The organism is Moorella sp. E306M (genome assembly GCF_006538385.1).
Classification (GTDB): Bacteria; Bacillota; DSM-521; order Neomoorellales; family Neomoorellaceae; genus Neomoorella.
Genome location: NZ_BJKO01000001.1, coordinates 40,141 through 57,662, shown reverse-complemented (window position 1 = coordinate 57,662; position 17,522 = coordinate 40,141). Strand labels below are relative to the sequence as shown.

The window sequence follows — 17,522 nt, the reverse complement described above, 5'->3', positions numbered from 1 at the left end:
TGCCTGGTGGAGGGGTAGGAGTGGCCTTATTTGCCATAGCCGATCTGCACCTGGGTCGCGATATGGCTATGTTTGGGCCGGTATGGGAAAACCACCAGGCTAAGCTTGCGGCCCGCTGGCAGAGGGTGGTCAACCCCGGGGATACAGTTTTAATCCTGGGAGATATCAGCTGGGGCATGCGCCTCGATGATGCCTTGCCCGACCTGCAGTTCCTCAAGTCCCTGCCGGGGTCCAAGCGCATCCTGAAGGGGAATCACGACTACTGGTGGCAGACGGAGCGTAAAATGGCGGCGGCCATCCTTGATGCGGATCTTGCCCTTTTAAAGCCGGAGATCATTGCCGGAATGGCCGTCTGCGGCACCCGGGGCTGGCTGGTCCCCCAGCACCCTCTATATAATGAAGAGACGGATGGGAAAGTTTACCGGCGAGAAGTTTTGCGCCTGGAGATGGCCCTGAATGGTGTGCAGAAGCTGCGCCGGGAAGAGCCCCTGGCCGTGATGATGCATTTTCCCCCGGCCTGTCGTGGTGAAGCGACCGATTTTATAAGCCTAATGCAGAGCTATGGTGTCAGTCACTGTTATTACGGGCACCTCCACGGCGCTGACCAGGAAAAAGCCCTGGCAGGGAAGGAGTGGGGCATTAACTTTCACCTGGTTGCTGCCGACTATGTGAATTTTACCCCGGTTCTGGTATCCTGTTAAAATGGTGACCTGTCCATATTATGTGGACAGGTCGCTGAGTTTTAGGAACCTTAAGGTCCTTAAGGACGTCTAAAGATAGGGAAGTCTCTATTTTTGGAGGAAAAGTTATGAACTACATACGGAAACGGGTTTTATCTGTCTTTCTGACTGTTTTCCTGGCTGTCGGCTTGCTGGCCAATCCCCTGCTGTCTCTGGCAGCCGCTTCCTGGCAGGTGGTACCTGAGGTAGAAAAAATACCTCTGGCCACTGGCGTGCAGTATTCGGCCTACCAAATTACTGCTCCCGGCTATAAGGAGGCAGTGAAGGTTTTAACTATCGATCCCCGGGACAAGTTTACAATTCTGGAGACGTCCGTATCCCACGGCAACCTGGCCCTTGACCAGGAAAGACCCACGGCTATGGCCGCCAGGCTGGCCAAGGAAGGTAAGGCTGCAGTAGCGGCAACAAATGGTGATTTCTACAGCACCCGGGTGCCTTACTTGCCCATCGGCCTGCAGATAAGCAACGGTGAGCTGTTAATCAGCCCCCAGGGGTTTCCGGCCCTGGGGTTGACCGGGGACAAAAAAGCCATTATCGGAACTCCTGTTATGGCCGCCTACCTGACGGTGACCAGGGAAATAGCGGGAAAAGGCGGAAGTGTGGCCCGGGTGGTTTACACTTATCCTATCGCCCATGTCAACCGGGAAAGGGGGGCCGACATGCTGGTCCTCTATACCCCGGCCTTTGCGGCCCGCACCGGCACCAATGACTACGGTACGGAGATAATTCTGAAAGGCGTTGACCTGCCCGTTAAAGCAGGACGAACATATACCGGCACCGTGGCTGTCAGGATTGACGCCAAGGGTAATAACTCCATCCCGCCGGACGGGGTAGTCCTCTCCGGCCACGGGAAGGCCCAGGAGTTTTTAAAACAGCTTCATGCTGGCGACAGGGTTAGTTTCACCATCAGGTTTACCGATACCCGCTGGCATGATGTTGTCCAGGCTGTGGGCGGCCATGAGATTATCCTGCAAAACGGGCAGGTCGTCCTGCCCGCGAACAGCACGGACCCCCTGGTGAGGTCCCGCCACCCCCGGACGGCTGTTGGCCTCACGAAGGACGGCCGCCTGGAGATAGTGGTCGCCGACGGCCGCCAGCCCGGCTACAGTGACGGTATGACCCTTTACGAACTGGCCGCATTTATGCAATCCAGGGGGATAGTCGCGGCCCTGAACCTTGATGGTGGCGGTTCATCAGTGCTGGCGGCCCGAAATGTCGGCGAGCATGAGCTATCGATTTTAAACCAACCTTCCGACGGTCAGGAAAGGCCGGTTACCAATGGCCTGGTTGTTTTTTCCACCGCCCCCCGGGGTCAACTCAGCCATTTATACCTGGTTCCTGACGTAATCAAGGTGTATAAAGGCAGTAAAGTGCAATTCAGCCTCAAGGCCCAGGATAATTATTATAACCCTGCTCCGGTACCTGACGGTGTGACCTGGCAGGTGGCGGGGAATGTGGGTCGCTTTATTTCCCCCGGCCTGTTCCAGGCTGCTAACCCCGGCCAGGGTGAGATTACCGCCCGGACAGGGCGGGTAAAAGCTACCGCCAGGGTTACTGTCGTCGATAAGGTATACAGGCTGGAAATTGCCCCGGCTATTGCCACCCTGCAGCCCGGTGCTGTCCAGCACTTTACAGTAACGGCCTTTGATACCGAGGGCAATAAAATATATGTCGACAGCTCTTTGTACCAGTGGACGGTCAGCGAAGGGCTGGGCCGGTTTGACCCGGAAAAAGGGCAGCTCGCATTGGCCGGGCCGGTGAGTAATGCCTGGATCAAGGTCAGGCTGGGTGACCGGGAAGCTGTAGCCGCAATCAATCCCGCCCTGGAGCTGGCTCTAGATGGCCGGCCCGTAGCCGGGCAGGAGGTAACCCTGGTCGTCCGCCATAAAGGTGAGCCGGTAGCGGGGGCGGTGGTCCAGCAAGTCCAGCCAACAGCGGCTTTAGGCAGGGTAACGGCACGAGCCCTTTATGTAAGGTCAGGCCCGGGAACAGGGCATAAAGCCATCACCCTGGTACCGAAAGGTTACCGGCTGGCTGTCCTGGCCAGGCTGGAAAACGGCTGGCTGCAGGTGCGCCTGCCGGACGGCCGGGAAGGCTATTGTTTTGGGGAATATGTTGCTGTCCAGGAAGGCAGCCGGAACCTGGGCCAGACGGATGCTCAAGGTAGAATCCGGTTTACGGCTGGGGTGGCCGGGAGCTATAGCTTTGTCGCAATGAAAGAAGGTTATTTACAGGCTAACCTGAACCTGGTGTTTAGCGAGAAATAATTTGCTCCAGGTTGCGCTTTACCACTTACCTTTGGTGGGCAAAAAGCGCCGGTAGACTTCTTCGTTAACAGCCAGCTCCAAAGAATCATCCAAGGGTGGCAGTTCGACTTCGCCATAACGGCGCTGCAGGGCCAGCCGGAGGAGGTAATCGGCCAGGTGGGGGTTTTTACTCAATAAAGGGCCGTGGAGGTAGGTGCCGATAGCGTTCCGGTAGCGGGCACCTTCCGTCTGGTCGGTGCCGTTGTTGCCGTCGCCGTAAATTACCCGGCCCAGGGGCCGGGCACCTTGGAGGAAGGTGCGGCCGCCGTGGTTTTCAAACCCTATCACCGGCCGGTCCGTACCCAACTCCTCCACCTGGATGGCAATATTGCCCTTCAAGCGCTTGTTCCCGGCCTCGGTATAGGCGGCAAAAAGGCCTAAGCCGGGTAATGTTTCCCCGGTGCTGGTGCGGTAATACTCGCCGAGGAGCTGGTAGCCGCCGCAGATGGCCAAGAGGGCCGCGCCTGCTTCCACCGCTTCCTTGAGCCAGGGACCTTTAGCAACTAAATCGGCACTGGCCACCCCCTGCTCCTGGTCGGGACCGCCGCCCAGGAAGAAAAGGTCATAGGCCTTAGGGTCCAGCTTATCCCTCAGGGAGATCTGGGTTACTTCTACCTCAATACCCCGCCACTCAGCCCGGCGGCGAAGGATTAAGACATTACCCCGGTCACCGTAGAGGTTAAGGAGTTCCGGATAGAGATGGCAGAGGCGTAACTTCACTGACAGCCCCCCTTGCTTTAAGGATGCGGCGGTACAGGGCCAGGTTGGTATAGGTACAGAGAATCAGGCCTTCGTCGACTGGTTCTCCCAGTAAAAAGTTGACGCTTTCTTCCTGGTCGGGGATAACCTTCAGGTCCGCCTCTTTTACCCCCTGGTATTTGAGACAAAGGGCCATATCACCGGCCCGCAGGCCGGCACAGATAATCCGGTTGTAAGGAGCCTGTAACAAGGGACTGACGTCGGCATCCCACAGCCAGGAGACGTCGCGGCCGTCGGCAGCCAGGTCATTGATGGCCAGGAGATAGGTCGCTTTTCCGCGGCCGGCAGTCAGGGTCTTCAGGGCCACACTTAAGCCCGTGGGGTTTTTTACTAACATCAAGGTCAAATGTTTGTTGCCCAGGATAAAGGCTTCGGCCCGACCTTGGCCCGGGAGGAAGGTCGCCACCACCCGGGCAACGGTTGCCGGGTCAATCTTTAATAGCAGGGCGGCACTGGCAGCGGCCAGGACATTATAGACATTATAAATCCCCGGCATGGGGGTCCGGAGGGGCAGTTTGCCGGCTGGGCAAACAAGGTCAAAACGTGCTCCTCCGGAATTTAGCTCTAAATTCCTGACCTCATATTCCGCTGGTGGCCGGCTGTAGGAACACTGCGGGCAGAAATAATCCCCCAGGTGGCTGTAATGATAGTAATTAAACTCCAGGGGCCGGCGGCAGCGGGGACAGATATGGCCTTCCAGGACTTCGCTGGTTGTCGCCTGACTCCAGGGCGTCCGCGCCAGGCCAAAGTAGCGGACCCTCTTCCTTCCCCCGCCCAGGGAAGTGACCAGGGAATCATCGGCGTTAAGGACCAGGGTGGCCGTCGGGATGGCTGCCAGGGCGCGGCTGATGGCCGCTGCCAGTTGTTCCAGCTCATGGTAGCGGTCTAATTGATCCCGCAATAAATTCGTAATGATCATCATATCGGCCTTGACCTGTCGGGTAACCAGGCCCAGGGTGCCTTCATCTACTTCCAGGACAGCAATTTCCCCCCGCCGGGCCAGGAGGGCCGTGGTTACGCCGGCGGGCATGTTGGCCCCTTCACTGTTATGAACCACCTTTAACCCGGCGGCCCGTAAAATTGAGGCCAGGAGGTTGGTGGTCGTCGTCTTGCCGTTGGTCCCGGTAACGATAATAACTTTCTCATACCTGGAGGCTAAACGGCCCATTAAATCCGGGTCAATTTTCAGGGCCAGATAGCCCGGCAGGGAGGTACCACCCCGTTGCAAAAGGCGGGATATAAATGCTACCAGGCGACCAGTCCAGATGGCCAGGAAGGTACGCAACAATTTCTAGGAACCTCCTTTAACCCATAGCGGCCTGGCTGCGGCGCAGGCGCCTGCCGAGAAGGCTTAAGAACATAGCCAGTTCCTCCATGCGTAACAACCAGGCCAGGCCGGCGTAACTCAAAACTCCCAGGGTAATCAGCAGGGCCAGTTCCAGTCCCTCCCGTACCAGACGGGGCCAGGTTACCGGGAGCAGAATATGAGCGGCCGCCAGGGTCAGGAGAAGGCCCATGACCAGAGCTGCCAGGAGACTTTTTAAAGCAGTTTGCAGCAACCGGCGACCTTCCAGGGGAGCTTCAACCTTGCGCCGCAGGTAATAGAGCAGCAGGGCGACGTTGACGCAGCCGGCCAGGGAGTAGGCCAGGGCCAGGCCGCGGATGCCGAAGGCCGGTCCCAGGGTAAAATTCAAGGCGGTACCCGCTGCCAGGGTAACCAGGCCGATCTTTAAGGGAGTTACCGTATCCTGGGTGGCATAGAAGGCCCGGCTCAAAATCTCATAGGCACCATAGGCTGTTATCCCCAGGGAGTAAAAGACCAGAGCTTCGGTAGTGGCCAGGGTGTCGGCACTGGTAAAGCGGCCATGCTGGAATAGGACCCTCACCACCGGTTGCCCCAGGGCAATTAGACCCACCGTGGCCGGGATGGAGATGAAAACCACGGCCCTTAAAGAGCCCGACAGGTAACGGGTAAAGGAACGAAAATCCCCCTCCATGGCAATACGGGTCAGGGCCGGTAGAAGGGCAATCCCCATGGATGAAGCAAAGAGGATGGGCACCAGCACCACCCGGCTGGAGATAGTCAGGGCATTAATGGAACCCCGGGGCAGGTAGGAGGCAATGAAAGTCTGGTTAAAGAAAAGGTTTAACTGGGCAATGGAAAGGCCAATGGTTACCGGTAGCATTAGTTTAAAAATCCTGCGAATGCCTGGATGCTTAAGGTCCAGGACCAGCCGGTAGCGGGGCTTAAGGTGCCATACTCCCCAGACCTGCACCAGGAAATTCAGGGCCGCGCCAATCAAGGTGGAAATGGCAAAAGCGGCGATGCTGTATTTCTCAGCCAGGGCGAGGCCGAAAACTATAATGGCGGCGTTGTATACCAGGGGGCCGATGGCCGTGCCTATAAAGGATTGGTAGGCGTACTCTGTCCCCATTAAGACCCCATTCAGGCAGTGAAAGAGGATGGCTACCAGGACAATCCGGGTCAGGTAGGCGGTATACGCCACTTGATCGGCATCAAAGCCCGGGGCTATCAAGTGTATCAGCCAGGGAGTCCAGATCATTCCCAGGGTTACGGCAACCCCTACCAGGGTCAGGACCAGATTAAAGGCAATGCTTACAGTCTGCCAGACGGCATCTTCATTCTCTTCCGCCAGGTAACTGGCCAGAACCGGGATAAAGGCCGAGCTAACCCCGCCTCCCACCAGGATTAAATAGATGGTGTCCGGGATAACAAAGGAGGTATTGAGCATGTCGGTTAACTGGTTCTGGCCAAACAGAGCGGAAATAGCTGTATTGCGTAAAAACCCCAGAATCCGTGACACGCCGGCAGCCAGGCTCATGATAGCTACCGAGCGGGCCAGCCCCATTGTCCCTTGTTTTACCACTTTTGCGCTTCCTTTTTATTTGGCATTGTTGACACACTACCTGTATTTTAATCCTTTAGGTTATAAAAAGGAAGCCTTAGGGTGACAGAATGTATAACGGAAAGGGGAGGCACGTTGACAGAGCGTACTCCCTGGAGGAAAAGGGATTTTCGGCCAGACTGGTTAAATAATTTAACCGGGAGGGGGAGATAATAACTTTCGAGCCAAACTATCTTTTTCAGGAGGAGATTTTTATGGCAGCCCATTACGGCGCCCATGAAGTAATGGAAATCCATGAAGTTTTGAGCGACACTATCGATGGGATCAATCAATTCCAGTTATACCGCCCCCATGTCAAAGATCCCCAGCTTCATTCTATCCTGGACAAGCAGCTGCAATTTATGACCCAGGAGTATAATAACATGGTTCAAGCCATCAACCAGCGCGGTATCACCCAGGCGATACCTTACCGCATACCCCGAACGGCTGCCCCGGTTTACGGCTTAAATAACCCGGAAACCCAAAAGCCGAATACCTCTATTCAAGATATGGATGACCGGGATGTAGCCAGCGGCATGCTGGGATGCCATAAGGCTTCAGCAGCCTTTAGAATGATGGCTTCCTTGGAATGTGCCGACTTGGAGCTGCGGCGCATGATCCAGCAGGGGGCCATTAACTGCGCCGAGCAGGCTTATGAAGTATGGCAGTACATGAATCAAAAAGGCTATTACCAGGTACCGACCATGAAGGATGTAACGACAAGTACCATGATTAATGCTTACAGCCCAGCTAGTACAGGACAGATAAGGCAGTATCAGTAATAAACCGCGCTATTCTGGGCGCAACCGCTGTCCCCTTAGACATGCAAAAACGCCCCGCCTGCTATTAGTAGGCAGGGCTTTTTTATTCCAGTAGATTTCTAAGTCAATGTTAACTTCTCCATGGAGCTTATAAACCCTTGCAAGCTTTTCCCGCCCGGTGTAAACTGTAACCAGTTCATCTAATCCAGTCAGATCATAATTAGAGGCGGGGCATCTTCCGCCCCAGCCAGATGTCTTGCAGGCCTCTGAGGCCTTTATCGTCGCGGAAAGTCTTTATTATCTTAAGAACTTCTTAACATTTTCTTGATAACATCCTGAGACTCTTGGGGTATGCTATTCCTAAACCAAGAAACAACAGGCCTGGTTGTTTCGAGAAAAAAGAAAGGGATGATGTAAGGTGAGGAAGGGCAAAAAGATACTGGCTGCTGTGGCGGCCCCCCTGGTGCTGGTAGGATTCCTGGTGGCAACCCAGCCCGGGTCTTCCCTGGCAGCCGAAGGTACCCCGGTGCAATCCACCCAGACTACTTATGGTCCAGGTTTAGGCTTGGGGTTGGGGCGAGTCCAGGGAGGGATGCTCGGTATACTCAGCAAAATCCTGGGCCTGGACCTGGCAGACTTAAGGGCCGAGCGCCAGGCGGGTAAATCCATAGCCGGGATTGCCGCTGAACACGGGATTAGTAAAGACCAGCTGGTAGACACGATAATGGCTGAAAGGCAAAAGCTCCTGGATGAAAAGGTGGCCGCCGGCCAGATAACCCCGGAGCAGGCCAGTTACTGCCTGGAAAACATGAAGGAGAGGATTGGGCAGAACCTTGAACGGACGACAGTTGGTCCCAATGGCCAGGGCCGGGGCGGCTGGAAGGCCGGTGCCCCGGGCAATACCGGAGCACGCCAGGAGATGCAGGCCGGGCCAAGGGGGCGGGCCGGCCAGGGTGCAGGCTTTGGCCGCGGCCCGGCTAGCAGTCAACAGTAACCTGTACGGGTAGTTTTAACCGTACAATTAAAGGTTTTCAGGAAGGTTCCCGTAGTTGTATCTACCCAGGGGGATTACCCCCTGGGTATTCTTAAATCAGGAGTAATAAAGGAAAAACACTGCTGGTAGCGAAACAGTTAATAACATAGCCTCCCCGGGGAGGAAAAGGATGGATAAAAAGAAGATCTTAATCATCGAAGATGAAGAAAAAATAGCCACTGTTATCCAGCAGTATTTACTCAAAGAACAGTTTGCAGTTTTAATAGCTGCTGATGGAGTCATGGGGCTAAAAAAAGCGCGCCAGGAAAAGCCCGACCTGATTATTTTAGATTTAATGCTGCCGGGCTTGAGCGGTCTCGATGTCTGCCGGGAAATCAGGAAGGAAAGCCAGGTCCCTATCATCATGCTCACGGCTAAAGCTGAGGAAATAGACAAACTTTTAGGACTGGAGCTGGGAGCCGACGATTACATCACCAAGCCCTTCAGTTTAGCCGAGCTGGCGGCGCGTATCCGGGCCGTCTTGCGCCGTACCGGTGGCCAGGAACAGCCCAAAAATACGGTGCAGACCAGGGGCGATTTGACCATAGATTTTAGTGGCCTCCAGGTATACAAAAAGGGACAGCCCCTGAACCTTACTCCGACGGAATTCAATCTTTTATCTGTTTTGTTCCGGCATCCGGGCCGGGTGTACAGCCGGTTGCAGCTCCTGGATGCGGCCCTGGGCGAAGCATACCAGGGATATGAAAGGTCCATTGACACCCATATCAGCAACCTGCGCCGTAAAATCGAAGACGACCCGGCCAATCCTCGCTACATTCTCACCGTTTACGGTGTGGGATATAAATTTGGCGAAGGATAGATTCCGGGCAGAAAAGGGTGAGCGGGTTGAAACTCAGGACCAGGTTATCCCTGGCCTTTATCATGGTAGTTCTCCTGGCGGTAGCGACCCTGGCGGTTGCCGTAGGCTGGGCCACCAGGACTTTCTTTCATGGGTACCTGGATGAGGTAGCCGGGAAACGCCAGCAGGTGTGGGCCGATTTTTTTACTGCTTATTACCGCGACAGAGGGGACTGGACCGGGGTCCAGGAGCTTTTTAATACACCATGGCATGGCGGCCGGGGCCAGGGCATGGTCCGGGGGCAGGGTATGGGGCGGGGCCAGGGGTTGGGCTGGGGTCGGACCGGTTTAGAAAGGGTGATCCTGGCCGATAGCAGTAGCCTTGTTGTTGCTGATACTTATGGGCTCAGGTTAGGTGAAAGACTGTCCGAACAGGAATTGGCGCAGGGTACAGCGATTATCGTTGATGGCCAGAGGGTGGGTACCTTGTGGTTGACTACTACAACCCCACCGGGTGTCCTGTCCCAGGAAGACCTTTTTACCCGCTCCGTTACTGTGGCGATCATCCTGGCAGGTATAGCGGTATTAATCCTGGCCGGCCTGGCAGGCTTTTTCCTGGCCCGGCGGATAGCCGGGCCCTTGAGCAAACTTACAAAGGCAGTACATAGGCTGGCTGCCGGCGGCTGGGAACAGCGCCTAGTCCTAACCGGCGATGAAGAGATTGTCCAGCTGGTGACAGCCTTTAACGACATGGCTGCCCGGCTGGAAAAATATGAGGCCATGCGCCGCAACCTGGTTGCTGATGTGGCCCATGAACTGCGCACACCCCTGACCGTCCTGCGGGGTCAACTGGAATCCCTCCAGGCAGGAGCCCTGGAGGCAAAGCCGGAAGTAATAATGTCCTTGCATGATGAGATCCTGCGCCTCTCCCGGCTGGTTCATGATTTGCAGGAACTGAGCCTGGCCGAAGCGAAAAAACTCCCCCTGCACCAGGAAACTTTCAACCTGGTCGAGGCAGTGCAGAAGGTGTTGAATTTCTTCCAGGTTGAAGCTGAAGGTAAAAATATTGCTCTAACCCTCAATACTGAGGGACAGGAAATACAGGTAAAAGGGGACAGGGACCGCCTTACCCAGGTCTTAATTAACCTCCTGGGCAATGCCCTGCGTTATACGCCCCCGCAGGGCCAGGTGGGGGTAACCATCAAGGAGAAGTCCGGCGAAGTTAGCGTTTCAGTGGCTGATACCGGCCCGGGGATCGCAGCTGCCGATCTCCCCTATGTCTTTGAAAGGTTTTACCGGCCCGATAAGTCCCGGAGCAGGGCCCAGGGGGGAGCGGGGCTGGGCCTGGCCATTGCCAAAGGTTTCGTTGAAGCCCATGAGGGGAGAATCTGGGTCGAAAGCCAGCCTGGCCAGGGTACCAGGTTTACCTTTACCATTCCGGTTACCCGCCATAATAGTTCTTCATAATTTTTCCATATATCCTATATTCCGCACCTCTAGTTATAATTTCCAGGATTTTGGGGTGCCGTCCAAAATTAGGGTGTTAGCCTGATGATTTCCAGAAGGTTTTACGAAGAATTTCGGCGAAATAATGCGAACCAAGGTATTTTGGTCGTTTAAGTCTAAATTATTGGAGGCCAGTACAATGCAGCAGAGCTACAAGTTAAAAGCTAGTCCCTTGAGTGAAAAATACTTACTAGAGCTTAAGTTTCCGGGAAACGGCGACAATATTGCTGATGCAGATCGTTTACGCCAAGCACTGGAAACCCAAATTGGCTGTCCCGTGATTATTCCTCTTGAGTTACTAAGGGAAATTCCGGCAAAGTTACGCCAGAATGATTGGAAGGTAACAGTAACTGTAGGCTACTACTGGCCTCCGGGGTGGGGGTTAGAACGACTGGCCGCCGAGTTAGTGGAACTAGGGCCGGGTTCTGACCGGTTAGGTCCCTTTGGCCTGGCGGTGGACTTGGGCAGTACCACTGTGGGAGGATATTTGTGGGATCTAGGTTCAGGTAAACTTCTCGCTGCTGATGGTGTGGCTAATGCACAGACGAGGCTTGGAGAAGATATCCTGACTCGTATTCATTACGCAGCTACTCCTCAGGGACTAGCAGAACTGCAGCAGTTAGCAAGCATGAGTATAAACAGGATAATTGATTTGGTGACCAAGCAGGCTAACATAGTACCGCAGGATATTACCGCAGGGGTAATCAGTGGTAATACAACTATGGTGCATCTATTACTGGGTCTACCAACAGCAAATATCTGCCGGAATCCTTATGTACCTGTAGTTAACGCTCCGGGGTTTTTCCCGGCAGCAATGATAGGTCTGGATCTCCACCCGCGAGCTCTCGTTTACCTTTTACCCAGCGTAGGTAGTTATGTGGGAGGAGACATCCTGGCGGGTATTTTAGCGAGTGGTATGCACCGGCAAAAAGAGGTCAGCCTTTTGGCGGACATTGGTACCAACGGAGAAATGGTCTTAGGCAATCGAGAATGGTTGGTGGTAGCTGCTGGAGCAGCCGGCCCGGCCTTGGAAGGTGGGGTAGTAGCTTGTGGCATGCGGGCTGAACCTAGTGCAGTTTGTCAGGTTCGTATAGATCCGGATACAGGTAAGGTGACTTACCGCACTATTGGAGATGTACCCGCGCGCGGTATTTGTGGTTCAGGCATTGTGGATGCAATAGCTCAAGCGCTGCTAGCAGGGATCATTAATCAGCGAGGAGAATTACGTGAACCGCTTACTTCTCTAGTGGTTGTGCCGGCAGAGGAAAGCGCTACTGGCCAGCCCATCGAGCTCACTGCCGTAGACATCCAGCGGCTGTTGCGCACCAAAGCTGCAGCCAATGCCATCATGGCTACGCTGCTAGAGAGTGTTGGCTGTACTTTTGCCGATCTTAAGTACTTTTATGCTGCTGGTGCATTTGGCGAGCATCTAGATATTGAATCAGCTATTACCCTTGGGCTATATCCCGACCTGCCGCGGGAAAATATCGTACGCTTAGGAAACAGTTCTGGTACAGGCGCCAGCCTGGTCCTTACTGACATTAATAAGGCACAGGAGTTAGAAGAAATAGCCCGGCGCGTTACGTATCTGGAGATGAACAATAGCCCGCAATTTATGGCCCATTTTACCGCAGGCCTGTTTTTCCCCCACACCGACCTTGACCTTTTCCCTACTGTTAAAGCTCGCCTAAAACACTAATAGGTGGTGTCCTGAACCAGTTTTCGCCACAGCAAAACTTTATATCGTGTATAAGATAAACTGATTGGACGTACAATCTTTTCTATGTTACATTCTTTTTGTAGGTTACACCCTTAATGAAGTAAAGTAAGGAGAAGAGCAATTATGATTAAAAAGTACGCCAACAAGGGTTTTATACAACAGCTGGATGGTTCTTACGCTGTCTTAATTCATCCTCTCAACGGATATCTGGAACCCGAACAGCTAGAGGCCATACGTAAGCTGACCCAACAATACGGAAAGGCGAAGCTCACGGTTACCGAGGCTATTATGATTTACGGGATAAAACCCGAGGACCTTGACCAGGTGGCCGCAGAGTTAGAAAAGGCGCGCCTACCTTTGGCTGATATCGGTCCGGTGGTGCGAAATGTCAAAGTATGTTCCAGCCAGTATTGCAAGCACGTTATCCGCGATGTTACTCCTCTGGCAGCGGAAATCAATCAGCGCCTCGCAGGGATGGCGACGCCGAAAAAATTTAAGATGGCCCTGAATGGCTGCCCCAATTCATGCGTGGAGGCACAACTAAACGACCTGGGTATCATTGCTGTCCAGGACGGGTACTGGCTTTACCTTGGAGGCAAAGGAGGACGTCAACCCCAATTGGGTACTCGGCTGGACATGGTTATCAAGGAAGAGCATCTAGTCGAAACTGTCGAACGGATAGTTAAGGGCTATCTTCAGGTTGCCCAGAACGAGCGACTGGCTGAAGTTATTAACCGGATGGGCCTTCTGCCATTCCTAAAGGTAGCGCTGGCATGGAGTAGTGAAGGAATCAAGACGTGCATAGGCGCGCGGTATTGTAAAAACGGTGTTGGTGATGTCCATACTATGGCGGAGCGCCTAGTGTCCTCCGGCAATTTACAAGGAAATATCACTATCAGTGGCTGTGGCAATGCATGTGCTATGGACAAGGAAGCGGATTGTAATGTTGTTATTTTGAAAGACAGGTTATGGGTATACAAAAATGGCGATATGGATGTTGTTGATACTGACCAGTTACCTGAGTATCTTAAACGGAAGGGTATTTTAAAATAACTCCAATTTGAGTTTAACAGAGAAGGGGTGTTGGGGTGAATAAGTTGAAAGTCCTTTTCCATGTTAACGAATCTGGCAGATGGCAAAGGGTTCTCGTGAACATCATTAATTTTTTAAATGATGTTGGGCAAGGAAATGCTGACATCGAAGTAGTGGCCAACGGTGAGGCGGTTTCTATTTTCGGGAACAGGTGCCTCCTGGCCGGAGGTGAGGGTCAGGGGGCAAGCTGCGGGACAGCTAATGGATCGCTGGTAGAGCAGATGAAGAAGTTATCGGAGATGGGAGTAAACTTTGTAGCGTGTCGGAACGCTCTTAAAGGTCAGTCTATCGACGAGGACAGCCTCCCCAACTTTCTGACAGTTGTACCGGCCGGCATAACAGAAATCGCCACGAAACAGGCTGAAGGGTATGCCTACATCAAGCCCTGATTATGTGTCCGCATGGAGGGGAAGTGAGAAACTTCCCCTTTAATGTAATTTGAACATGCGGCAATAAAAAAGGGCCCGATCCAGCACAATAAGGGGGTAGTAAAATCGTATGGAAGGAATTGTAGACTCTCATACCCATGTTTCGTTGCTTCCGTACGAAGGGCTAGAAAACATGGCCCTGGCCGGGGTGAAGAAGATTATCGGCTGCTCCATATTTTTCGGGGCCAAACATGCGGAAACACTCTTTGATCATTTCCACCAGATGTTAACCCTTTCCACGAGCAATGCCGCCCAAAATGGTATCAAGCTTTTCGTTACAGTTGGTATTCACCCCATGGGAACGCCGGAAGACTGGCCCAGGGTAATCGACGCCCTTCCATCCTATCTTAATATGAGCGATGTTGTCGGTTTGGGCGAAATCGGCCTGCATGAGGGGAATAAGCGGGAACAGGACGTCCTCCGGGAGCAATTGAAGATAGCCAAGGAATACGGGGTTCCGGTGATTATTCATACTCCGCCCCAGCGCAGGGTGGAAATTACCGAAAAAACGATTGAAATTGCCGCCGCCGTTGGGATAGAACCCGGAAAAATGATCATCGATCACGCTAATTTGGACATCATTAACATAATTGAAGAGTTTGGGGCCGTTCCCGGGCTCACCATCCGCCAGGAGGGGCTCACTCCCCATTTATTGCTAAATCACCTGGAACGCTTCCCACGAGGTGTTCTGAACAGCGATTACAGCAATCTCAAACCCAATGATCCCCTGAGCGTCCCCAGGGCCGTGCGGTACCTGGAACTGAACGGAGCTTCCCCGGAAATCATTGCTAGGATCGCGAGGTACAACGCTGAGGAACTTTTTGGTATCTAAACAACCAGGGGGGTTAGCCCCCCTGATTTTGGATATCAGGTACAAAATACGGTTGTATTCTGATTTCCGAATACCCTGGTTTATTCCTGGTTGCCGCGGCCGTTTCATCTTGACTAAGGCAAGGTGGTGACGACAGCCTCGTTTGAATATGCTGATGTTCCCGCTAGATTGAAGGCCAGTACCCGGTAGGTGTAGGTGGTGTTGGCCTCGACATGGGTATCGGTATAGGCCGTTGCTCCCACCATCAGGGTGGTGACCCGCAAAAACGGCCCGCCTCCCGCCCGGCGCTCCAAAACGAACCCGTCTTCATCCGCAGCGTTGTTTATCCAGGTAAGTTCAACCTGCCCTGGTAAAGCCGCCGTGGCCGTCAAACTTGACGGGGCCTGCGGAGGAGTTACGGGAAAGGCCGGGCGAACATCAACAAGGGCCATCATCCCGCCGGGGTAATCGTCGGTATTGACCAGGTGCAAAAGATCCCGGTCGTATAGATAATGCTCCCCCTCCGGGGGCGTGAAGACCAGGTCGGCGCTTTGCCCGGCACCTAAGGTGATCGCGTTCTTATCGTAAGTAGCGTCAAGCAAGGGACTGCGGCGGGGCCGGCCGTCCTCGGCCACAACGCGCGCCGGCCCTTCCTGGAAGGCCAGGGTGTGGGCGAGGAAGCCGGCATTAATTAAGCGGAGTAGTACCCGCTGGCCGGCAAGGACGGGGACGCGGGAGGAGAGGGGTTGCGTGGATGTATCGGGTGGGGCCACACAGTCCGGAAAGGGGCGCCCGTTTACCAGCCAGTACTGCGGGGCGTAGTTCAACGGGTTGTATATAGCGCCGGTGGCGATAACTTCGTGCGCCGCGCGGTCGAATTCGCTGAGCAGAATAACAGCCTCAACGTCGTAACCGCTCCCGGTATCTGCCCCGTAGGCGGTATAATAGTTCGGGCTGCCAGGGTCGTCCCAGCCGGCCGGCCTTACGATGAGCGCGCCGTACAGGCCCATCTGGACCTGGCGCTCGGGACTGGTGCCGCTTTCATAGCGAAAGGTACCCGGGCGGTAGGCGGGAAAACTATAGACCACACTCCTTCCTGGCGCGGCGAAGCGAGTGAGCGAAACCAGCCGGCCGCCGGCGTCGAGGACCGGTTCCGGGGCAATCTCCTGCCCCGGAAAAGTAAGAGAGACAGGTTCATTTAGCATGTTATGAAGCGTTATTTCTACCATATCGCCGACCGTGGCTGCAAGTACAGGTCCCGGCACTTGAGGCGCGGCGGTCGGACTGGTAGCTAGACCCCAGATAACGGCGGGGAAACCACCGGGTAGCGAAACAATGCCCGGACGTGCCCAAAGTTCTATGCTTACCAGCATACCTTCATCTCCTTTCGCGAGTACTATTTGCACGGCTGTTTCTTTGCAGCCTGCCGACCTCTGGCCCGAGAGTACCGACAGGAAAGATGCCGATCATCGTCATCATCCCCCCGGGGAATTCGCCCCAGTTGGTGATCTGCGGTTCGGAGTGGGAGTGGAGCATAAAGTAGTACTCGCCGGTCACGTTGAGAGAAGTTACTCCTATGGGTATGTCACCCTTTTGCCCTAAATACGGGCTGCCACTCCACATGGTCCACCCGACGTCACCAATCGCCTGGTTCCGGAGGTTGGGGATCGGGGTGGGAATCGGGTTGGTCACCGGGTCATATCCCAGGCCGTCCCACTGGAAGATCTGGTCGTAGGTCTGGCCGGGACCCACTAACACCGTGAAGTGTTTGTGCGATAGGTCCTGGGTGCCGTTTCTTAGCAGCCGCCCGTCCAGCGCGACCACCCGGGTATGATTCCCGTGGGGGTGTAGCGGGTGGGCATCGCAGCCGGCGCCTATATAGCGTATAAGGACCCGCTCGCCCGGTTCTGCCATAATCATTGAGCCGTATGGCTGCTGGGGAAGATAGGTCGCTCTATCGGGCAACATCGTATCGGGGGCGCAGCGCCCGTTAATCGTCCAGTAACGAGGTCTGTAAGTGCTGGGCCGGTAAGGTTTGCCTAAGCGGACGGCTTCGTGGAGCACCGGGTCTATCTCCGCGACCACCAGCAGGTATTCGCGGTCGAATTCGGTGTCGGTTTCCGGGCCGTATGCGGACCAGGTGGCCGGGTCGAGGGGGTCGAAGCCGGCCGGGCGAACGATAATGGCCCCGTAGAGCCCCATCGGCACCTGTTTGTTAATCTCCGTACCGCTGTGGTAGACATAGGTGCCCGGCTGGCTGGCCACGAACTGGTAAATGACCGTCCCCCGCGGGGGCACGTAATCAGTAAGGGAAACGAGGCGCCCGTTTTCGTATATGGGCCCGACCGGTACCGCGCCACTGTTGGTTAGCCTGAACACTCCGTTCTGGCCGGGGAACATTATGGAAACGTTCTCGCGCAGTTCGTTGGTCAGTTTAATGGTGACTGTATCGCCCTGGTTAACAATAATGGTCGGACCTGGTAACTGGGCAGGCCTGCCCATCTCATCCCGGTAGCCCCAGATGTAGATACTCGCTCCGTCGGGGGTGATGATATATCCGTCAACAGCGCGCAGGTGGATGGTCGGCGATCCGTTGGCTGTAGCTTGTGTTGGCATGAATCCTCCCTCCTGGAAGTTGGTTGGGGGAGCCCCGGCCGGCCCC

At 54.7% G+C, this 17,522-nt stretch carries 15 protein-coding genes; 10 read left to right on the top strand and 5 right to left on the bottom strand.

Annotation, left to right across the window (positions count from 1 at the left end; translation table 11 throughout):
* Window positions 1–20: 20 nt before the first annotated feature.
* Together FLZ89_RS00230 and FLZ89_RS00225 are read left to right on the top strand one after the other, a co-directional pair.
* Entirely contained in the window at window positions 21–701 is a 681-nt protein-coding gene (locus FLZ89_RS00230) for a metallophosphoesterase (protein ID WP_141264279.1), read from the top strand.
* Window positions 702–808: 107 nt separating this feature from the next.
* Entirely contained in the window at window positions 809–3,007 is a 2,199-nt protein-coding gene (locus tag FLZ89_RS00225) for a phosphodiester glycosidase family protein (protein ID WP_141304078.1), read from the top strand.
* Between the two features lie 18 nt (window positions 3,008–3,025).
* Here FLZ89_RS00225 and FLZ89_RS00220 read toward each other — a convergent pair whose 3' ends face one another.
* From FLZ89_RS00220 to murJ, 3 genes are read right to left on the bottom strand one after another with little or no spacing between them, the layout of a single operon-like run.
* Entirely contained in the window at window positions 3,026–3,766 is a 741-nt protein-coding gene (locus FLZ89_RS00220; protein ID WP_141304077.1) for a type 1 glutamine amidotransferase, read from the bottom strand.
* Window positions 3,726–5,093, bottom strand: a complete 1,368-nt coding sequence (locus tag FLZ89_RS00215; protein ID WP_141304076.1) for a Mur ligase family protein — start codon at window positions 5,091–5,093, stop codon at window positions 3,726–3,728. The genes FLZ89_RS00220 and FLZ89_RS00215 overlap by 41 nt, the downstream gene beginning before the upstream one ends.
* Window positions 5,094–5,109: 16 nt before the next feature.
* Window positions 5,110–6,693: a murein biosynthesis integral membrane protein MurJ gene (gene murJ / locus FLZ89_RS00210; protein WP_141304075.1), complete on the bottom strand. Its 1,584-nt coding sequence runs from the start codon at window positions 6,691–6,693 to the stop codon at window positions 5,110–5,112.
* Between the two features lie 233 nt (window positions 6,694–6,926).
* On the opposite strand from murJ, the gene FLZ89_RS00205 reads away from it, so the two are divergent.
* The 8 genes from FLZ89_RS00205 to FLZ89_RS00170 all read left to right on the top strand — a co-directional run bounded on the left by FLZ89_RS00205 (window position 6,927) and on the right by FLZ89_RS00170 (window position 14,881).
* Entirely contained in the window at window positions 6,927–7,493 is a 567-nt protein-coding gene (locus FLZ89_RS00205) for a spore coat protein (protein ID WP_141264284.1), read from the top strand.
* 397 nt (window positions 7,494–7,890) lie between these two features.
* Window positions 7,891–8,466, top strand: a complete 576-nt coding sequence (locus FLZ89_RS00200) for a hypothetical protein (RefSeq protein WP_141304074.1) — start codon at window positions 7,891–7,893, stop codon at window positions 8,464–8,466.
* 169 nt (window positions 8,467–8,635) lie between these two features.
* A complete protein-coding gene (locus FLZ89_RS00195; RefSeq protein WP_141264286.1) occupies window positions 8,636–9,325 on the top strand; it encodes a response regulator transcription factor in 690 nt (229 codons plus the stop codon).
* A 17-nt stretch (window positions 9,326–9,342) separates the two neighbouring features.
* Window positions 9,343–10,770, top strand: coding sequence for a sensor histidine kinase (locus FLZ89_RS00190; protein WP_141304073.1), 1,428 nt, complete (start codon window positions 9,343–9,345; stop codon window positions 10,768–10,770).
* Window positions 10,771–10,948: 178 nt separating this feature from the next.
* Window positions 10,949–12,508 carry an ASKHA domain-containing protein gene (locus FLZ89_RS00185; protein WP_141304072.1) on the top strand — a complete coding sequence of 520 codons (1,560 nt, stop codon included), beginning with the start codon at window positions 10,949–10,951 and terminating at the stop codon, window positions 12,506–12,508.
* 144 nt (window positions 12,509–12,652) lie between these two features.
* Complete coding sequence (locus tag FLZ89_RS00180) at window positions 12,653–13,582, top strand: nitrite reductase (RefSeq protein WP_141264289.1); 930 nt, start codon at window positions 12,653–12,655, stop codon at window positions 13,580–13,582.
* 35 nt (window positions 13,583–13,617) lie between these two features.
* A complete protein-coding gene (locus tag FLZ89_RS00175; RefSeq protein WP_141264290.1) occupies window positions 13,618–14,010 on the top strand; it encodes a DsrE family protein in 393 nt (130 codons plus the stop codon).
* A 109-nt stretch (window positions 14,011–14,119) separates the two neighbouring features.
* A complete protein-coding gene (locus FLZ89_RS00170; protein WP_141304071.1) occupies window positions 14,120–14,881 on the top strand; it encodes a TatD family hydrolase in 762 nt (253 codons plus the stop codon).
* Between the two features lie 113 nt (window positions 14,882–14,994).
* Here FLZ89_RS00170 and FLZ89_RS00165 read toward each other — a convergent pair whose 3' ends face one another.
* Both FLZ89_RS00165 and FLZ89_RS00160 read right to left on the bottom strand, forming a co-directional pair.
* On the bottom strand, window positions 14,995–16,266 hold the full coding sequence (locus FLZ89_RS00165; protein WP_216363804.1) for a multicopper oxidase domain-containing protein: 1,272 nt from the start codon (window positions 16,264–16,266) through the stop codon (window positions 14,995–14,997).
* The gene (locus FLZ89_RS00160; RefSeq protein ID WP_141304070.1) at window positions 16,238–17,476 is read right to left on the bottom strand and encodes a multicopper oxidase domain-containing protein; all 1,239 of its coding nucleotides are present in this window, start codon (window positions 17,474–17,476) and stop codon (window positions 16,238–16,240) included. Before FLZ89_RS00160 ends, FLZ89_RS00165 begins: the two co-directional genes overlap by 29 nt.
* Between the last annotated feature and the right edge of the window lie 46 nt (window positions 17,477–17,522).